Here is a 16,232-nt window from a genome sequence, read left to right as displayed (position 1 = left end):
CGCCACTGCTGGCTCTGCGACAATTCCGCTATGCCAGAGAAGACTGTTCAGGAGGTCGACCGACGCCTCGTCAGATGGGCCCACACGTGGGCCGCAGCCGCGTCCGAGACGTACGAGACCATCGAGTCCATCTCCATGGTCGAGTCGCCTGCAACGGCGATCGGGCGCCGCGATGCGATGACGATGGTCCTTATCGATGCCGTGCGCAACGTCGTGCGCGGGGCCGAGTTGGCCGTTGGAAAGGACAGCGAGATCGTGCAGCGCTTCAACGAGGGGAACCCCGGCCTCAAGGACCTCCGCGACAGGTTCGAACACTACGAAGACTACGTCAGGGGTACCGGCGATAAGCAGCGCATGGGCAGACGGCGTGGGGGCAAGCCATTGGAGCTCGAAGCGGAGGGGATCCGGGTCGCGGCATCGAGCGGGGGTGGTCTCGAGGGCCACCTGGTGCACGTGGTCGTGATCGAGCGCGATGAGAACAACGAGGTGGTAGAGGTCGTCTACGAGGCACCATCCAGGACGGTCGCTGTGGCGGTTCGCTACCTGGCTCGCGATCTGCTCAGGGCCGCCGGAATGCTCGACGAGAACCACCTCGCGTCCTGCGAAATCTGTGCCGCTCCGGACGAAATCTGAACGGCACCGTCGCTCGGAGGTGTCGTTCGTGGCACGGCCTCGGTACCCGCAAGCGCGCATCGTTGAAATGTGGAAAGACCTCGGAGAGATCGGTGATCGCCCTCACGTTCGCGTCGCCGCTGAGCAGGGCCTTCTCAACTGCGACGCGGACCTGGGGCCATGCAAGGGCTTCGAGATGCACAACTGGAAGTAGGGATCTGGAACCGATTCGGGCAGCCCTCGGGCCGCTGCTGAGGTCGTGGCATCCACGGCGGCCCGTTAGCGTCATCCTTGGCGGAGTCGAGTGGTTTCAGGAGAAGGTGCAGCGCTCCGTCCACAGACCACTAGTGCGTGCAACCTACTTTTCGCAGCTTGCTCGACACGCCCGGGATCGCGCAGGGTACAGCGGCGTGTCCGCGCAGTCTGCGTTGCACGTCGACATGTTGTCGACGTGCGGCCTACTTTGTACCTTCCTCCATCATCTGTCTCTTACCGCCATCATCGGAGCCTCTGAAGGTAGTGCTGGCGCACGTACGGGCCGGCTGAGGTCCCCGATGTCGCGGCTGGGTCTCATCGATAGCGAACGCCACAGGCACCCGCTGCCTGAGGGCGTCCACGGTCTCCCAAGGTGATGATCTGCTTCGACGAGTTCATCCGCGGGGCAACGACCGGGCCAGGACGGCCGCTGCGAGTGCGAGCGCTACGAGCACCGCTCCCACCTGGTGGAACGCGGCGAGTGCCGCACCGCTGTCTGCGCCTGTCGCGACCATCGAGCCGAGGATGCCTACTCCGACCGCACCGCCGAGCCGCTGGGTGATGTTGTACAGGGTGTTGCCGTCGGCAAGGTCGCTCTCGCCGAGTGGCGCAAGGAAAGCGGCGAGCAGCGGCGTCGTGACGAATCCCGCAGCGAGGGCGCGGCCGCACAGCATGATCGCGGTGACCCATAACGGTGTGTCGTGCGTGAGCAGCAGCATCACGCCACTTGACACGGCGAGCGCGATGAACCCGAGCGTCACCAGGGTTCGCAGTGGGATGTGTGCCGAGATGCGCTGACCCAGCGCAGTTCCCAGGCCCATGACGATGCCCTGGGGGATCAGGGCGAGCCCCGTGGCAAGAGCGGTGTGTCCTTGCACCTGCTGGGTGAACACCGGTATCAGGAACACGGTTCCGAAGGCGATGATCGAGGCGAGCACCTGGAGCACCAGCGCGAGGAGCGACTGACTGCTACGGACGACGTCGAGGCGTACCGGCGGGTCCTTGCGCCGGGACGCGGTTCTGACGTACGCGGCGAGCAGCCCGATCCCTGCGACGACCAGCGTCAGCGGTGCGGGACTGCCCCATCCACTGGCGGAGCCGCGCGTGGCCCCGAGGAGCGTGGTCACCAGGCCGGCCGACAGCACGAGGAACCCGATCGCGTCGAACCGGGCCTCTGCCCTGGCCCGCGTTCCGAGGTGGCGCAGGCGCGATGCGAGCAGCAGTCCGGCCGCGCCCACCGGTACGTTGACCAGGAAGACCCACCGCCACCCTCCGGCGCCGATCAGAAGGCCTCCGAGCGACGGTCCGAGGGCGGGAGCAAGGAACAGCACCACGGCGGCCGAGATGGGGACCTTGCCACCGCTCAGGCCGTCCTTGCCCATCAGGATGCTCAATGCCAGCGGGACCAGGGGAGCACCGACAAAGCCCTGCACGACCCGAGCGGTGACGAGCAGCTCGATGCTCGGGGCCACGGCGCACACGGCGGAGGTGGCGACGAACAGCGCCATGCTGACCAGGTAGACGCGCATCGTGCCGAAGCGGCGTGAGGCGTACGCGGTCAGTGCCAGCCCTACGGCGAGGGACAGCAGATAGCCGGAGACGACCCAGTGGACCGTGTCGAGCCCGGCGCGGAGGTCTTGGGCGATGTCCGGGACAGCGACGTTGACGATGCTCGAGTCGAGCATGCTGAGGGAAGGGCCGATGAGCAGTCCGTAGCGTGCGGCTCGGCCGATCCTCGTGGCACCGGGGCGTGTGTCCGCGCCGTCGACGGTCACGACCGTTCCGCTTCGTTGCGCAGGTCGTCGAGCCAGCGCAGCTCCTGGGAGAGGCGATCGACGAGCTGTTCCTGTGCACGGCGTCGCCATGGCAGGGCCGGGTCCCGCGGGGCCTCGGCCAGGAGGCCCTGTACCTGAGCGAGCGCGTTCTCGACGATCTGCCGTCGCACTCCCAGGACGCCGAGGCGCGACGGTACCGGGAGCTCGTCGAAGAAGCTGACGCGGAGCAAGAACTCCTCGTCGTCGCTCGCCAGCTCGCGCGGCAAGGTGGACACGAGGTCGTGAAGCATGCCGCGGCCAGTCTCGGTGATGGCGTAGACGTTGCGCGCCGGGCGCCCTTCCTGCTGCTCGACAGACTTGGTCACCGCGCCGTCGCGCTCCAGCTGCTTGAGGGCCGGGTAGAGCGAGTTGTTGTTGACCGGCGCGATCGACGGGCGCCGTATCCGGCTCTTGAGCTCGTAGCCGTGGGCCGGGCCGTTCCGCAGGACGCTCAGGGCGTAGATCTTGATCGTCATACGTCCAGGCTAACCTAGGTTAGCCTGGACGATGCGCACGAGCTGCTCGTGCGGCGGTGCCTGGCCTGCTCAGGCGGGGGCGTGGTCGTCCAGCGCGCTGAGCGCGTTGAGGGTGCGCGGGTAGCCCACGTAGGGCAGCAGCTGGGTGATGACGGCCAGCAGAGTGGTGCGGTCGTTCCCGACGTTGAGGTTGGCGCGGACGTGGCCGGCGACCTGGGGGTCCGCACCCCCGAGGGCGATCAGCATGGCGAGGGTGAGCAGCTCGCGGGTGGGCACGTCGACCCCGCCGCGGGTGTAGTGGTCGCCGAAGCAGTTCGCGGACAGGTACCGCTGGATGTGCTGCTCGTCCTCCGGTGCGTTCGCGTACATCGCGTCGACGGCGTCCGCGCCGACGATCTGCTTCTGTACCGCGAGCCCGGCCTCCGTGCGGGTGCCCGGCGTCGTCGTCGACTGGCCGGGCAGCGGCAGGCTCACACCGCGGTCGGTCAGGAGCGTGTTCGTCGCGTGCAGGAAGTCGAGCACGCGGCCCATGCCGACGTACGGCACCGCCTGGTAGACGACCTCCTTGACCTCGACCGGCGTGACGCCGACGGTCAGCGCGGCGCCCGCCATCGCGCGGAACTCGTGCACGGCACCGCAGGCGATGAGCGCGGCGAGCTTGACCATGAGCCTGGTGCGCGCCGGCAGGGGAGCATCGCGCTGCACCTCGTCGAACGCGAAGTTGTCGAAGGACTCGACGAGCTCGGGGTCGGTCCGGGCGAGCGTCGAGACGTGGTCGGGGAACAGCTCGTCGTGGTGGGCGCGTGCGGTCGGCGTGGGAGCCATGACCACTCCTCGGGGCGGGGTCGGGGACACAGAGGTGGAGGAGGGTGGGCGCCGGGACGCCCACCCTCGGTGGTCAAGGCCGCAGCGCGACCTTGAGGGACTCGCGGGAGTCCATGAGGCGGTAGGCCTCGGCGACGTCCTCGAGCGGCAGGGTCGCGTCGAACACCCTGCCCGGGTCGATCTCCCCGGCGAGGACCTGGGTGATCGCGGCCTCCTGGTATGCCCGGACCGGGGCTGGGCCGCCGGCGAGGCGTGCGTTCTTCCCGAACAGGGACCCGAACCCGACGGGGGCGTCCTCGTACTGGGGGACGCCGACGCGGGAGATGATCCCGCCGGGGCGCACGACGCCGTAGGCCTGCTCGTAGGCGGGCATGTGGCCCACGGCTTCGAGCACGGCGTGCGAGCCTTCGCCTCCGGTGAGGTCCATGACCTTGCCGATGCCCTCGGCGCCACGCTCCGCGACGACGTCGGTCGCGCCGAACTCGCGCCCGAGGTCGGTGCGCGCGGCGTGGCGGCCCATGAGGATGATCCGCTCCGCGCCGAGCTGCTTGGCGGCGAGCACGGCGGACAGCCCGACAGCGCCGTCGCCGATCACGGTGACGATCTGGCCGGGCCGGACCTGTGCCATGTGCGCTGCGTGGTAGCCGGTCAGGTACACGTCGGACAGGGTGAGCAAGGAGTTCAGCAGTCCCTCGTCGGCGGTCGCCGGATCGACGTCGGGGACGACGACGAGGCTGCCGTCGGCCAGCGGGATGCGGGCGAGCTCGGCCTGGAGACCACCGGTCTCGCGGGAGCCGTACCATCCACCGTGCACGCAGGAGGTCTGGAATCCCTCACGGCAGAACACGCAGGTGTTGTCGGAGAACGCGAACGGGGCGATGACGAAGTCGCCCTTCTTGACGTTCGTCACGGCGCTGCCGGTCTCCTCGACGACTCCGATGAGCTCGTGGCCCATCGGGTTGCCCTGGGTCGAGCCGCGCATGGAGTGGTAGGGGTGCAGGTCCGACCCGCAGACGCAGGCCCGCACGACGCGCACGACGGCGTCGGTGGGCTGCTGGAGGACGGGGTCGGGGACGGTCTCGATGCGGACGTCTCCGGCGCCGTACATGAGTGTTGCTCGCATGAGGTGGTGCCTCTCGGTGGTGCGGGGATGGTTCAGGGAAAGCGGTGGTTCAGCGGCGCCGCGCCGCGGGAGTCAGCTCGTGCGCGCCGTAGCTGTCGTCGTCGGGGTTGACCGTGACCCCCGGGGCGACGAGCTCGTCGATCCTGTCGAGGACGTCGTCGCCGAGCGTGACGTCCAGGGCAGGCAGGTACGACTCGAGCTGCTCCGTCGTGCGAGGGCCGACGATCGCGGACGTGACCCCCGGATGACGGATCGCCCAGGCGATCGACATCTCGACGAGCGACATGCCCGCCTGCTCGGCGAGCAGGGCGAGCTCCTCCACGACGTCGAGCTTGCGCTGGTTGGCCGGGCTGCTCATGTCGAAACGGGCACCGGGCCGCGCGCTCGACGTCGGGGCGGACGCGGCGCCCTTGCGCCACCGGCCCGACAGCCACCCACCGCTCAGGGGGCTGTACGTCAAGGTCCCCATGCCGTGGCGCTGCACGACGGGCAGGACGTCCTCCTCGATGCCGCGGACGAGGATCGAGTACGGCGGCTGCTCGGTGACGAAGCGCTCGAGGTGCCGCTCCCGGGCCGCCCACTGGGCCTCGACGATCTGCGACCCGGAGTACGAGGACGAGCCGATGTAGCGGACCTTGCCCTGGCGGACCAGGTCGGTCAGGGCGCCGAGGGTCTCGGTCACGTCCGTGCCGGGGTCGGGCCGGTGCACCTGGTACAGGTCGATGTGGTCGGTCTTCAGCCGCCGCAGGGAGCTCTCGACCTCGCGCACGATCCACCGGCGCGATCCGCCCCGGTGGTTCGGGTCGTCGTCCATCGGCATGAAGAACTTGGTCGCGAGAAAGACCTCGTCCCGGCGCCCGGCAATCGCGTCGCCGACGATCTCCTCCGAGACCCCGGTGGAGTACACGTCAGCGGTGTCGATGACGTTGATGCCGGCATCGAGCGCGCGGTGGATGATGCGGGTCGCGTCCTGGCGGTCGTCGTTGCCCCACGGGCCGAACATCATGGCACCGAGGGTCAGGGGGCTGACCCGGACGCCGGTGCGTCCGAGCGGGCGGTACTGCATGGTTGGCTCCTTCGTGCGGTGAGGCTCGGTGGTGCTGCGGCTGCTGGTGCTCAGGCTTCGGGGATCTCGCGGCCGAAGGTCTCGAGCGTGACGGCCGCGGGGTCGGGACCGCCGCGGACGCCCGTGTCCAGGGCGTCGATCGCGGCCAGCTCGTCGCCCGTGAGCTCGAAGTCCGTGACGGCGAAGTTCTCCGCGATGCGCGCGGGGGTGACGGACTTGGGGATCGCGGAGCGGCCCTGCTGCAGGTGCCAGCGCAGCATCACCTGCGCGGGCGTCCTGTCGTGCGCGGCGGCGATCTGGCCGATCGTCGGGTCCGCGAGGGTGCTACGACGCTCCTCGCCGTAGCCGGGGTAGAACGTGATGCCGCCGATCGGCGACCACGCCTGGGTGAGGATGTCGTGCTCGGCGTGCAGCTCCTGGAGGTCCTTCTGCTGGAAGTAGGGGTGGACCTCGATCTGGTTGACGGCCGGGACCACGGTGGTGGCCTCGAGCAGGGACGTCAGGTGGTCGGGCATGAAGTTGCTGACGCCGATCGCCCGGACCTTGCCGTCGGCGAGCAGCGTCTCCAGTGCCTTGTAGGCCTCGATCGTCAGGTCGAACCGGCTCGGCAGCGCCTGGTGCAGGATCAGCAGGTCGATGGTCTCGATCCCGAGCTTGCCGGCGGACTTGTCGAACGCGTGCAGCGTCGCGTCGTAGCCGTAGTCGCTGATCCAGACCTTCGTCTCGACGAAGATCTCGTCACGCTCGAGGCCGGATCCGGCGATCGCGCGGCCCACCTCGCGCTCGTTGCCGTAGGCGGCGGCGGTGTCGACGTGCCGGTAGCCGGTACGCAGCGCCTCGGTGACCACGTCGACGGTCTCCTGTGGGGGCGTCTGGAAGACGCCGTACCCGAGGGCAGGCATCTTCGTGCCGTCGTTCAGCGAAAGAGTGGGGATCGGGTTCGTCGTCATGCCTTTCACGCTAGGAGGTGTCCGCCGGATGAGGCAGGTTCTGCTGGTACCCCGCTCAGGAGAGCCTGGGGCGCGGGGGAGGACGAGGAGGACGGCGGCCAGCGGTGCGGCGCCGAGGAGGACCGCGCCGACGCTCTCGCGAGCGGGCGGGGAGTCCTGGGTGTTCCGGGTACCGGCAGAACCTCCCAGAAGCAGGGCGTCGGCCGTACCGTCGAAGGCATGGACCTGAAGGCCGAGACCCGCGAGTTCCTCACCAGTCGGCGGGCGCGCATCACCCCCGAGCGCGCCGGCCTGCCCGCCTATGGCGGCAACCGACGTGTACCGGGCCTGCGCCGTGAGGAGGTCGCGATGCTCGCGGGGGTCAGCGTCGACTACTACACGCGCCTCGAGCGCGGGAACCTGGGCGGCGTGTCCGAGGAGGTCCTCGAGGCGCTGTCCCAGGCGCTGCAGCTCGACGAGGCCGAGCACCACCACCTGTTCGACCTCGCCCGCTCGGCGAACCAGTCCGGGGCTGCCCGATCACGCGCCAGGCGCACCTCGGCCCCCGTCCTGCGCCCGGCGGTGCAGCGGATCCTGGACGCGATGGACGGCGCGCCGGCGTTCGTACGGAACGGTCGGCTCGACGTGCTCGGGGCGAACATGCTGGGCCGGGCCCTGTACGCGCCCATCTACGAGTCGCCCGAGCGGATCGCGAAGAGGCCGGTCAACAGTGCCCGGTTCCAGTTCCTCGACCCGGAGGCGGCCCAGGCGTTCTGGGGGGACCGGTACGACCGCATCGCGCACGACGCGGTCGCGATCCTGCGTGCCGAGGCGGGCAAGAACCCGTACGACACCGCGCTCACGGCGCTCGTCGGCGAGCTGTCGACACGCAGCGAGGACTTTCGTCGACTGTGGGCGTCGCACGACGTGCGGCTCCACCGCACGGGCACCAAGGTCTTCCATCACCCGGCCGTCGGCAGGCTCGAGCTCGACTACGAGGCGCTGGTCCTGCCCGCGGACGACGGGTTGCAGCTCAACGTGTACACCGCGGTCCCCGGGTCCCCGTCGGACGACGGGCTCAAGCTCCTCGCGTCCTGGGCCGCGACCCGCGAGCACGAGGAGCGCCCCGCCCGCTCCACGTCCACGTCCACGTCTCGAGGAGAAGAACGCTGATGCGTGTCCTGCCGCAGACCCCCACGACGAGGAACCCGCCCGCGCAGTTCACCGGGGACGTCTGGCTCGACATGGTCGTCAGCCCGCAGGACGGTGACCAACGCACCGTCGTCGGGCGCGTTCGCTTCGCCCCTGGTGCACGCACCGCCTGGCACGTCCACGCCCGCGGTCAGTTCCTCCACGTCACGTCCGGTGTCGCGCTGGTCGGTACCCGTGACGGCGTGGTCGTGCAGGCTCTGCCCGGCGAGACGGTGTACTGCCCTGCGGATGAGCAGCACTGGCACGGCGCTGCCCCTGACTCGTTCATGGAGCACCTCGCGATCTCGGAGGGCGCCGACGACCCGGTCCGGAGCACGACCTGGCTCGAGCACGTCACCGACACGGAGTACGCCGCCCGACGAACTGGGCGGTGACCCTCCCGCGGCCGTTGACCGCACTGCGATCTGCGCTGCACGCCGACGTGGCGTGACCGGTCGCCCGCTGAGGGACTCGTCTCGCGTTCCCCGCTGCCCGTCGATACGGTGACGTGAAGACGTCGGGTTCCGTCGTACGGGGGGCCTCGAACCGGTGCTGGTCGACGAGCGGGTGGGTCAGAGATGTCCAACGTCAGGCTGAGCGTTCACGAGGGTCGGTCACGCCTGGGGCGAGGACTCGTCGTCCTGGCCCTGGTCGCCGCTTCCACGCTCTCGGGCTCGGGCGCGTGGGCCGTCGACGACGTCGCCCCGGCGGACGGGGCGACGGAGCAGCCTGCCGTCGGAACCCCGGGCCCCACGGATCCCGCAGGGCTCGGGACGGACGCGAGCACACCGGCACCCGAACCGGCCGCCGCTGTCGATGCGCCTGCGCCCCAGCCCAGGGACACGCAGCAACCCGTCCCGGGGAGCATCGCGGAACCCTCGGGCACGCAGGCGCCCGAGAGCGTGACGAAGCTCGGACCCGCCGCGCGCATCTCCGAGCCCGGGCCCGCGTCCGAGGCCGAGGCGGTGTCGGCCGAGCCGGACGAAGCCGTCGTTCTCGCCGATCCGATCGTGGTCAACCCCGCCAACAGCGTCGCCATCGCCTGGGTCGGCGGCGACACCCAGCCTCCGACGCTGGTCACCCTCCAGGCGGCACTGAACGCGGCGGCGGCCGGGGACACCGTGCACGTCGTCGAGGGCACCTTCACCTTCACGGGCACGCTCACCGTCCCGCGCAACGTCACCGTGACCTCGGCGACGCCGTCGCAGATCGTCGCCCTGTGGTCCGTCACCGGGGGAGGACTGACGACCACCAACCTGACCCTCTCGCCGAACCTGGCCAACCGGTCGGTCGTCACCGTGACCGGGACGGGTGCAGCGCTGACGGGACTGACGATCACCAACCCTGCGGCGCTGAACTCGGTCACGGGCATCAACCTCACGGGGACCACGGGGGTCACGATCACCGGGCTCACCGTGACCGCCGCGACGGGCGTGGTCAACGCGATCAACGCCGCCAGCGCCACCGGGGTCACCGTCAGCGGCTCGACCATCACCGGCGCCGCCCGTGCCTACGCCCAGACCCCCGCCCAGACCGGGGCGGGTGTGCAGATGACCGACGTGACGGTGACCGGGGCGACCGCCAACGCCGTCAACACCGGCGCCACCACAGGGGCCACCTTCACACGCGTGACCATCGCCGGGACGGCCATCGCGAACCGGACCGTCGCGGCGATCGATCTCCAGGCGTCGACAGGTGTCGTGATCACCACCGCTAGCCTGACCGGGTATCCGGTGGGGGTGAGCACCGCGGTCACGACCACCGGTGCGGGCCCCGTCATCACCGGCTCGACCATCACGACGACGCCCGTCGGCGTCGCGGCGACCTTCGGGATCATGACCGGAGCGACGACCGGTGCGCGCATCGAGGACACGACCTTGACCGGCAACGGCATCCGTAACAGCGTCGGGCTCGACCTGGCCGGCTCGACCGGAGCCGTGGTCTCGAGGATCGTCGTGACGGACTTCGGCTACGGGGTGCGCACGCTCGGTACGACGACGGGGGTCGGGATGATCGCCACCGACGTGACGGTGACGGGCGCGATCGACGCCGGTGTGTCCATCGGCTCGACCGCCGGCGCGGTCCTGACCGACGTCCACGTGACCGGCACGATGTTCGGCAGCTCCGTCGGCATCGACCTGTCGGTCTCCCAGGGTGCGACCGTGGTGCGGCCGGTCACCGACGCGTTCGTCACGGGCATCATGTCGCGTACCGACGGCACGTTCCGCAAGGACATCCCCGGCGCCAGCATCGCCGACGCCGTCATCTCGGGAGGCAACGGCATCTCCCTGAACAACAACGGTGGCGCGAGCATCACGAACGCCACGATCGACGCCACGGGCAGTGGTGTCTACGGGCGCTACGTCAGCGACCTGAGCATCGACACGATCACGATCACGGGACATGCCGGCACGTCCTACCAGAACGGGACCAACGGCGTTCGGACCTACTTCTCGGAGGGCGTCACCGTCACGGACGCGACGATCACCGGTGGCTCGACCGGTGTCTACCTGGACATGACGTACGACGCGATCCTGACCCGCCTCACGGTGTCGGACGAGACCTGGTACGGCATCTACTCCGAGTCGGCCACCGGTCTCGAGCTGCGCGACAGCACCTTCGCGGGCAACGTCGGCATCGCCAACCTGACGATCAACCCGACCGAGTCGAGCACCGAGGACCTGACGCAGATCAGCCGGGACGTCGTCTTCGCGGACAACGTCTTCGCGGACAACGTCACCGGCGTCTACCTGCCGCTCGGGTTCCGCGGCTTCACCTTCGAGCGCAACGTCGTGACCGGTACCAACACCTACGTCGTGCAGATCACCCCCGCGCACGACGTCACGGTCCGCGACAACGACATCGCGTTCACGGCCACCAGCCCGGCGTTCGGGGCCGCGGTCCGCGTCGTGCCGTACTACGCCAACCTCGGCGAGACCGGCTCGCACTCGTCCTCGGGGCTGAGCGTGGTGGGCAACGACTTCACCGGGACCGGCCCGTTCGTCCAGGTCGGTTCGCTCGACGGTGAGGACTTCGGAGAGGTGGGCGTCCCCGGGCCGACCCCGCTGCCGGAGCCGGAGCCCGAGCCGGAGACCGGTCCCGGTCCCGAAGCGCTGGCGGAAGCAGTCCTCCCGCTCGTGGACCCGCCGCCGCTCGGCAGCACCTCCTCCGCCTGGCGTGCGATGACCGACACCGCACAGGTCGTCGGCAACGTCTTCCCCGCCGACTCGACGGCGATCCGGACGTTCGGCAACGCCATCGTCGGTGACGACACGGACACCACCGCGGACCACGAGAGCGACATCGCCGGGGCGCTGGTCGCCGTGGATGCCAGGGACCAGGGCGACCCGAACGACTGGGGCTCGCCGTGCAGGGCGACCGGGAACCTGGACGGCGTCGAGGTGTACGCGGGCGGGGGAGCGCGCGTCGAGCAGGTCGCCGCCGCGCCGGCGCTCTACCCGCGCAACTGCATCGACCTGACGATCACGGAGGTGCTCGCGGACGCCCCAGCCGGCACGTTCGCCACGGGCGACGAGGTCACCTGGACCCTCGCCCCGCACAACGACGGGCTGCTGACGGCCCCGGCCGGGTGGACCGTCACCCAGCTCTTGCCCGACGGCGTCGAGCTGGTCTCCTTCACGGGGAGCGGCTACTCCTTCGCCGGCCTGGTCGCGACCGCCGATGCAGAGCTGCCCGTGGGTGCCGACGGCCCGGTCCTGACCGTGGTCGTGCGCATCACCGCCGTCGTGGACACCGACACGACCATGAAGAACGTGGCCTACGTCGCCCCGCTCGGCGAACCCGACGCGACCGACCTGGACGGCGACGGGTTCGCCGACGTCATCGCCGAGATCGCCAACCCTCTGGTCGTACCGACGCTCGACACGGACACGGGCGCCAGCCCCACCAACAACGACACCGAGGGCGTGTGGACCGTCGCCGCAGCGGTGGTCCCGCCGGAGCCGGAGCCGGAGCCGGAGCCGGAACCGACACCGGCACCGACGCCAGGACCCTTGCCGGCACCTGGCCCCGTCGTGGCGCCGTCCACCACGGCGGGGTCCCCCACGGCCGCCCGGCACCTCCCGGCGACCGGTGCGGACGTCGGCCCCCTGGCAGCGCTCGCGTGCGCCCTCGTCCTCAGTGGCTCGGCCGCAGCCACCCTTGCCCGCAGACGCCGGGTCGTGAGGCACGCCCGGCGTTGACGAGGCAGATGTCGGCCGCCGAAGTGCAGCGGCAGGACACCGGCACCGGCACCGGGCCAGCGGTCGCGCCCGAGGGGGGTCGCTTCAACGCATCAGCAGCTCGCGCAGCTCGGCGGTGATGCGCTCGGGCGACTCCTCGGCCATGAAGTGCCCCGCATCGAGGGTCTTGTGGACGAGGTCGTCCGACCAGGCGGACCAGAGGGCCTGCGCGTCGTAGCCGAGCTCGGCGCCCCAGTCCTGCTGGATCACGAGCGTCGGCATCGTCAGCCGCACGCCGGCCACCTGGTCCTCGCGGTCGTGCTCGACGTCGATCCCCGCCGACGCGCGGTAGTCGGCCACGATCGACGGGATCGCCTCCCTGGACGCGCGGAGGTACTCGGCCCGGTACTCGGCGGGGATCGCTTCCGGGGCCGAGGTCCAGCCGTCGAGGAACGAGGCGAAGAACGCGTCGGCGGCCCCGGCGATCATCGGCTCGGGGATGCCCGCTGGTTGTGCCATGAGGTAGAGGTGCCAGGCGACCTTGGCGTCCGCGCCACGCAGGACGTCCCACATGTCGAGCGTGGGCAGCACGTCGAGCGACGCGAGGTGGGTGACGGCGTCGGGGTGGTCGAGGCCGGCCCGGATCGCGACGAGGGCGCCGCGGTCGTGGCCGGCGAGCGCGAACTGCTCGAAGCCGAGCGCGCGGGTGACCGCGACGACGTCGGCGGCCATCGTGCGCTTCGAGTAGGTGTGCTCGTCCGCCTCCGCCGGCTTGTCGCTGGCTCCGTAGCCGCGCAGGTCGGGGCAGATCACGGTGTGGTCGGAGGCGAGCTCGGCTGCGACGTGACGCCACATCAGGTGCGTCTCCGGGAAGCCGTGCAGCAGCACGAGCGGGGAGCCGCTCCCGCCGACGGCGACGTTCAGGGTGACGTCTCCGGCTCCGCGCAGTCGTCGGGTCGCGAATCCTGGGATGGACAGAGTCATGACGACTCCTTTCGTTCGGTCTTCAGGTCGTCCGGTCCCTCCAGCCTCGTGTCTCTCGATCAGCAACGGATCAGCACGCTGCGTGCGCGTACGGTGGACGGATGCGCCGTCCGCCACACGCCGAACCGCCGCGCACCGTGGCTCTTCGCGTTCTCGGTCCGACGGACGGGACCCTTGCCGACGGCACGTCGCTCGCCCTCCGAGGCCCGCGGCACAGGGCGTTGCTCGGTCGGCTCGTCGTCGCCCGTGGGCGCCCGGTCTCCGTCGCCGACCTGTCGCTCTCGCTGTGGGGCGAGGACCCGCCGTCGGGCGCGACCGGAGCGATCCGCACGTTCGTCGGCGACCTGCGGCTCGCGCTCGAACCGGATCGGCCGCCGCGTCGGCCCGCGCGCATCCTCACCACGGCGGGCGACGGCTACGCGCTCCTGCTCCCCGACGACGTGATCGACAGCCGCAGGTTCGAACGGGCCACCGGTCGCGCGGCAGGCCTCACGCCCCGCGAGGCGGAGCGCTCGCTCGCTGCCGCGCTCGGGCTGTGGCGCGGCACGCCCTACCCGGAGGCGGGCGACGCGACCTGGGCCGTCGAGGAGCGCGAGCTCCTCACCGGGCTGCGCGACGATGCGGTCGAACGTCGCGCTGCGGCTCTCCTCGCCCTCGGCCGACCCGACGAGGCCGTGCCGACCCTGCGCTCGCTCCTCGCACGCTCACCTCTTCGTGAGCGGGCGTCGCTGGTGCTCGCCCGCGCTCTCGACGACTCCGGACGGGCGGCCGAGGCCCTCGAGGCGATCGACGCCGTCAGGGGACGTCTCGCCGCCCTGGGGCTCGAGCCGTCGCGCGAGCTCGACGGGTTGCGGACGAGCATCCTCCGCCATGAACGGCCACGAGAGGACGTGGACCCGTTCGCTCGTGTCGCCGAGGCCTCGGCACGCATCACCGACGCCCACTCCCGCCTGCGCCTCGAGTCCACGGTGGGCCTGCTCCGCACCCTGGCGGTGTCGGGCAGCACCGGTCTCGTGGAGGCGCGCGAGCAGCGCTCCGAGATCGTCGACGCCGTGGACGGGCTCGGCGATCCCGCCCTCGCGGCGCGCGTCATCGGCGGGTTCGACGTCCCGAGCATCTGGCCGCGGTCCGACGACGAGGGCGCGTCGGCCGCCGTCGCCGCAGCGGCCCTGCGTGCCCTCGAGGAGCTCGGTCCGGAGGCGCTGACCGCGCGTGCGCGCCTCCACGCCGTCGTGGCCGTCGAGCTCCGCGGGACGCGCACGAGGACGGGGCGTGCGTCTGCCGTCGAGGCCGTGCGGATCGCGCGCGAGCTCGGCAGCGCCGAGCTGCTCTGCTTCGCCCTGAGCGCCGCGGTCGTCCAGTGCTGCCACAGGCCTGGGCTCGCCGCCGAGCGCGACGGGCTCGCGGCCGAGGTCGTCGACCTCGCACGACGCAACGACCTGCCGACGTTCCACCTCCACGGTCTCCTCGTCCGCATGCAGTCCGCCACCGCGCTCGGCGACCTCGGCGAGGCGGCCTCGCTCGCGTCGGCGGTCGACGCACTCGCGGACCGTCATGAGCGCCCCCTGGCCCGGGTCTTCACCCGCTGGAACGCAGCCGCTCGGGCCGCCGCCCGACATGAGCACCCGGCAGAGGCCCGCTACCGCGAGGCCGCTGCACGTCTCGACGACGCGGGCATGCCCGGTGTCGCCGAGGGACTTCTGCCCCTCGCCCTCGTCGGCGTCCGCGGCGACGAGACGCGGCTCGACGACCTGTTCGCGGGTGCCTACGACCCGTGGCTCGCGCCGCTCCGTCACGCCCGGGCGGGCGAGACGGCCGCTGCGGCCACGCTCCTGGACGACGTCCCCGATCCTCCGGCGGGCCTTCTCCTCGAGGCGCTGTGGAGCCTCGTGGCGGACGCGGCGAGGCTGGCCGGGCATCCGCAGGCGACCGAGAGGTCGCGCGAGGCGCTCGGGCCCGCGCGGGGCGAGCTCGCGGGCGGTGCGACGGGGATGTTCACGCTCGGCCGGGTGGCCGACCGCCTCTCGTAGGGTCGGTCCGTGGAACGGAGGACGCTGGGGGGCGCAGCGAGCGACCCGCTCCGCGATCAGATGTTGAGGACCTCGCCGAGCGGGACCCGGCTGATTCTGACGAGCCAGAAGCCGACGGCCCCGACGGGGACGGTGACCGCGAAGATGCCCCACGCAGGTGGGTCGCCGTCGGTGACGAGCAGCCAGACCGCTGCCGCCGCGAACAGGGCGGTGAAGGCCGCCCCTGCCAGGAACAGGAGCGCACCGATCAGTGCGACGAAAGGTCGTTCCTTGGGCGTGGACATCCGTACGGTCCCTCTCTCGATCGTCGGTTCGGTCACCTGCCCGCAGGAGCGGCCTCGGGGCAGAGCGGGCGTCCCACGGTAGTGGGTTTCCGTGGCGCCCGGCGACGCGTGCTGTTCGTCGTCGGACGAGGCGCCCTGCGTGCACGCGTCAGGAGGGGAGGTCCCGCAGGTAGGCCTCGGACGTGGTGCACATCTCGGACAGGAAGGCCTCGAAGGCTTCGGCGGTCGTCTGCACCCCGGGGGTGGAGTGCAGGGTGACGATGCGCCGGTCGGAGTGGATGCGGCTCCGCACGATGTGGCCGGTCTCGCGGACCAGGCCGCGGCCGCGAAGGACCCGGGGACGGCCGGGGCTGCGCACCTCTGACAGTGTGCGGCCTCGGCATGGTGGGGCGCCCGCCACGAGCCGTGCCGCACGTCGAGAGAAGTAATCCCAGTGCCCGACGGCGGCGATTTGGTTGGAGG

At 71.0% G+C, this 16,232-nt stretch carries 13 protein-coding genes and 1 pseudogene; 5 read left to right on the top strand and 9 right to left on the bottom strand.

The features are described from left to right. The first annotated feature begins 30 nt into the window (after window positions 1-30). The gene (locus ACFRCR_RS01400) at window positions 31-633 is read left to right on the top strand and encodes a hypothetical protein (RefSeq protein ID WP_377674873.1); all 603 of its coding nucleotides are present in this window, start codon (window positions 31-33) and stop codon (window positions 631-633) included. A gap of 629 nt (window positions 634-1,262) precedes the next feature. Here the strand turns inward: ACFRCR_RS01400 and ACFRCR_RS01395 are convergent. The 6 genes from ACFRCR_RS01395 to ACFRCR_RS01370 form a co-directional block, all read right to left on the bottom strand. Beyond that, window positions 1,263-2,732, bottom strand: coding sequence for a DHA2 family efflux MFS transporter permease subunit (locus tag ACFRCR_RS01395; RefSeq protein ID WP_377674871.1), 1,470 nt, complete (start codon window positions 2,730-2,732; stop codon window positions 1,263-1,265). Then, window positions 2,639-3,157 (bottom strand): PadR family transcriptional regulator, encoded by a 519-nt coding sequence (locus tag ACFRCR_RS01390; protein WP_377674869.1) that lies wholly within the window; start codon window positions 3,155-3,157, stop codon window positions 2,639-2,641. Before ACFRCR_RS01390 ends, ACFRCR_RS01395 begins: the two co-directional genes overlap by 94 nt. Before the next feature lie 69 nt (window positions 3,158-3,226). Beyond that, the gene (locus ACFRCR_RS01385) at window positions 3,227-3,982 is read right to left on the bottom strand and encodes a carboxymuconolactone decarboxylase family protein (RefSeq protein WP_377674867.1); all 756 of its coding nucleotides are present in this window, start codon (window positions 3,980-3,982) and stop codon (window positions 3,227-3,229) included. A gap of 73 nt (window positions 3,983-4,055) precedes the next feature. Further along, complete coding sequence (locus tag ACFRCR_RS01380; protein WP_377674865.1) at window positions 4,056-5,105, bottom strand: zinc-binding dehydrogenase; 1,050 nt, start codon at window positions 5,103-5,105, stop codon at window positions 4,056-4,058. Between the two features lie 49 nt (window positions 5,106-5,154). Then, window positions 5,155-6,171, bottom strand: coding sequence for an aldo/keto reductase (locus tag ACFRCR_RS01375; RefSeq protein WP_377674863.1), 1,017 nt, complete (start codon window positions 6,169-6,171; stop codon window positions 5,155-5,157). Between the two features lie 50 nt (window positions 6,172-6,221). Further along, entirely contained in the window at window positions 6,222-7,121 is a 900-nt protein-coding gene (locus ACFRCR_RS01370; RefSeq protein WP_377674861.1) for an aldo/keto reductase, read from the bottom strand. A gap of 219 nt (window positions 7,122-7,340) precedes the next feature. Between ACFRCR_RS01370 and ACFRCR_RS01365 the strand changes: the two genes are divergently transcribed. The 3 genes from ACFRCR_RS01365 (at window position 7,341) to ACFRCR_RS01355 (ending at window position 12,493) form a co-directional block, all read left to right on the top strand. Next, window positions 7,341-8,273, top strand: a complete 933-nt coding sequence (locus ACFRCR_RS01365) for a helix-turn-helix transcriptional regulator (RefSeq protein ID WP_377674859.1) — start codon at window positions 7,341-7,343, stop codon at window positions 8,271-8,273. Next, the gene (locus tag ACFRCR_RS01360) at window positions 8,273-8,686 is read left to right on the top strand and encodes a cupin domain-containing protein (protein WP_377674857.1); all 414 of its coding nucleotides are present in this window, start codon (window positions 8,273-8,275) and stop codon (window positions 8,684-8,686) included. The genes ACFRCR_RS01365 and ACFRCR_RS01360 overlap by 1 nt, the downstream gene beginning before the upstream one ends. Window positions 8,687-8,869: 183 nt before the next feature. After that, the gene (locus ACFRCR_RS01355) at window positions 8,870-12,493 is read left to right on the top strand and encodes a beta strand repeat-containing protein (protein ID WP_377674855.1); all 3,624 of its coding nucleotides are present in this window, start codon (window positions 8,870-8,872) and stop codon (window positions 12,491-12,493) included. An 84-nt stretch (window positions 12,494-12,577) separates the two neighbouring features. Here ACFRCR_RS01355 and ACFRCR_RS01350 read toward each other — a convergent pair whose 3' ends face one another. Then, complete coding sequence (locus ACFRCR_RS01350; RefSeq protein ID WP_377674853.1) at window positions 12,578-13,456, bottom strand: alpha/beta fold hydrolase; 879 nt, start codon at window positions 13,454-13,456, stop codon at window positions 12,578-12,580. Between the two features lie 101 nt (window positions 13,457-13,557). Between ACFRCR_RS01350 and ACFRCR_RS01345 the strand changes: the two genes are divergently transcribed. Then, window positions 13,558-15,486 carry a BTAD domain-containing putative transcriptional regulator gene (locus ACFRCR_RS01345; protein ID WP_377674852.1) on the top strand — a complete coding sequence of 643 codons (1,929 nt, stop codon included), beginning with the start codon at window positions 13,558-13,560 and terminating at the stop codon, window positions 15,484-15,486. A gap of 56 nt (window positions 15,487-15,542) precedes the next feature. Here ACFRCR_RS01345 and ACFRCR_RS01340 read toward each other — a convergent pair whose 3' ends face one another. Further along, on the bottom strand, window positions 15,543-15,770 hold the full coding sequence (locus tag ACFRCR_RS01340) for a hypothetical protein (protein WP_377674850.1): 228 nt from the start codon (window positions 15,768-15,770) through the stop codon (window positions 15,543-15,545). 148 nt (window positions 15,771-15,918) lie between these two features. Continuing rightward, window positions 15,919-16,232 (bottom strand): annotated as a pseudogene (locus ACFRCR_RS01335) (hypothetical protein); the annotation flags it as partial.

This window comes from Oerskovia sp. NPDC056781, from assembly GCF_042789955.1.
GTDB lineage: Bacteria > Actinomycetota > Actinomycetes > Actinomycetales > Cellulomonadaceae > Oerskovia > Oerskovia rustica.
The sequence above is the reverse complement of the archived record's forward strand: the minus strand, read 5'-3'. Positions and strand labels throughout refer to the sequence as shown.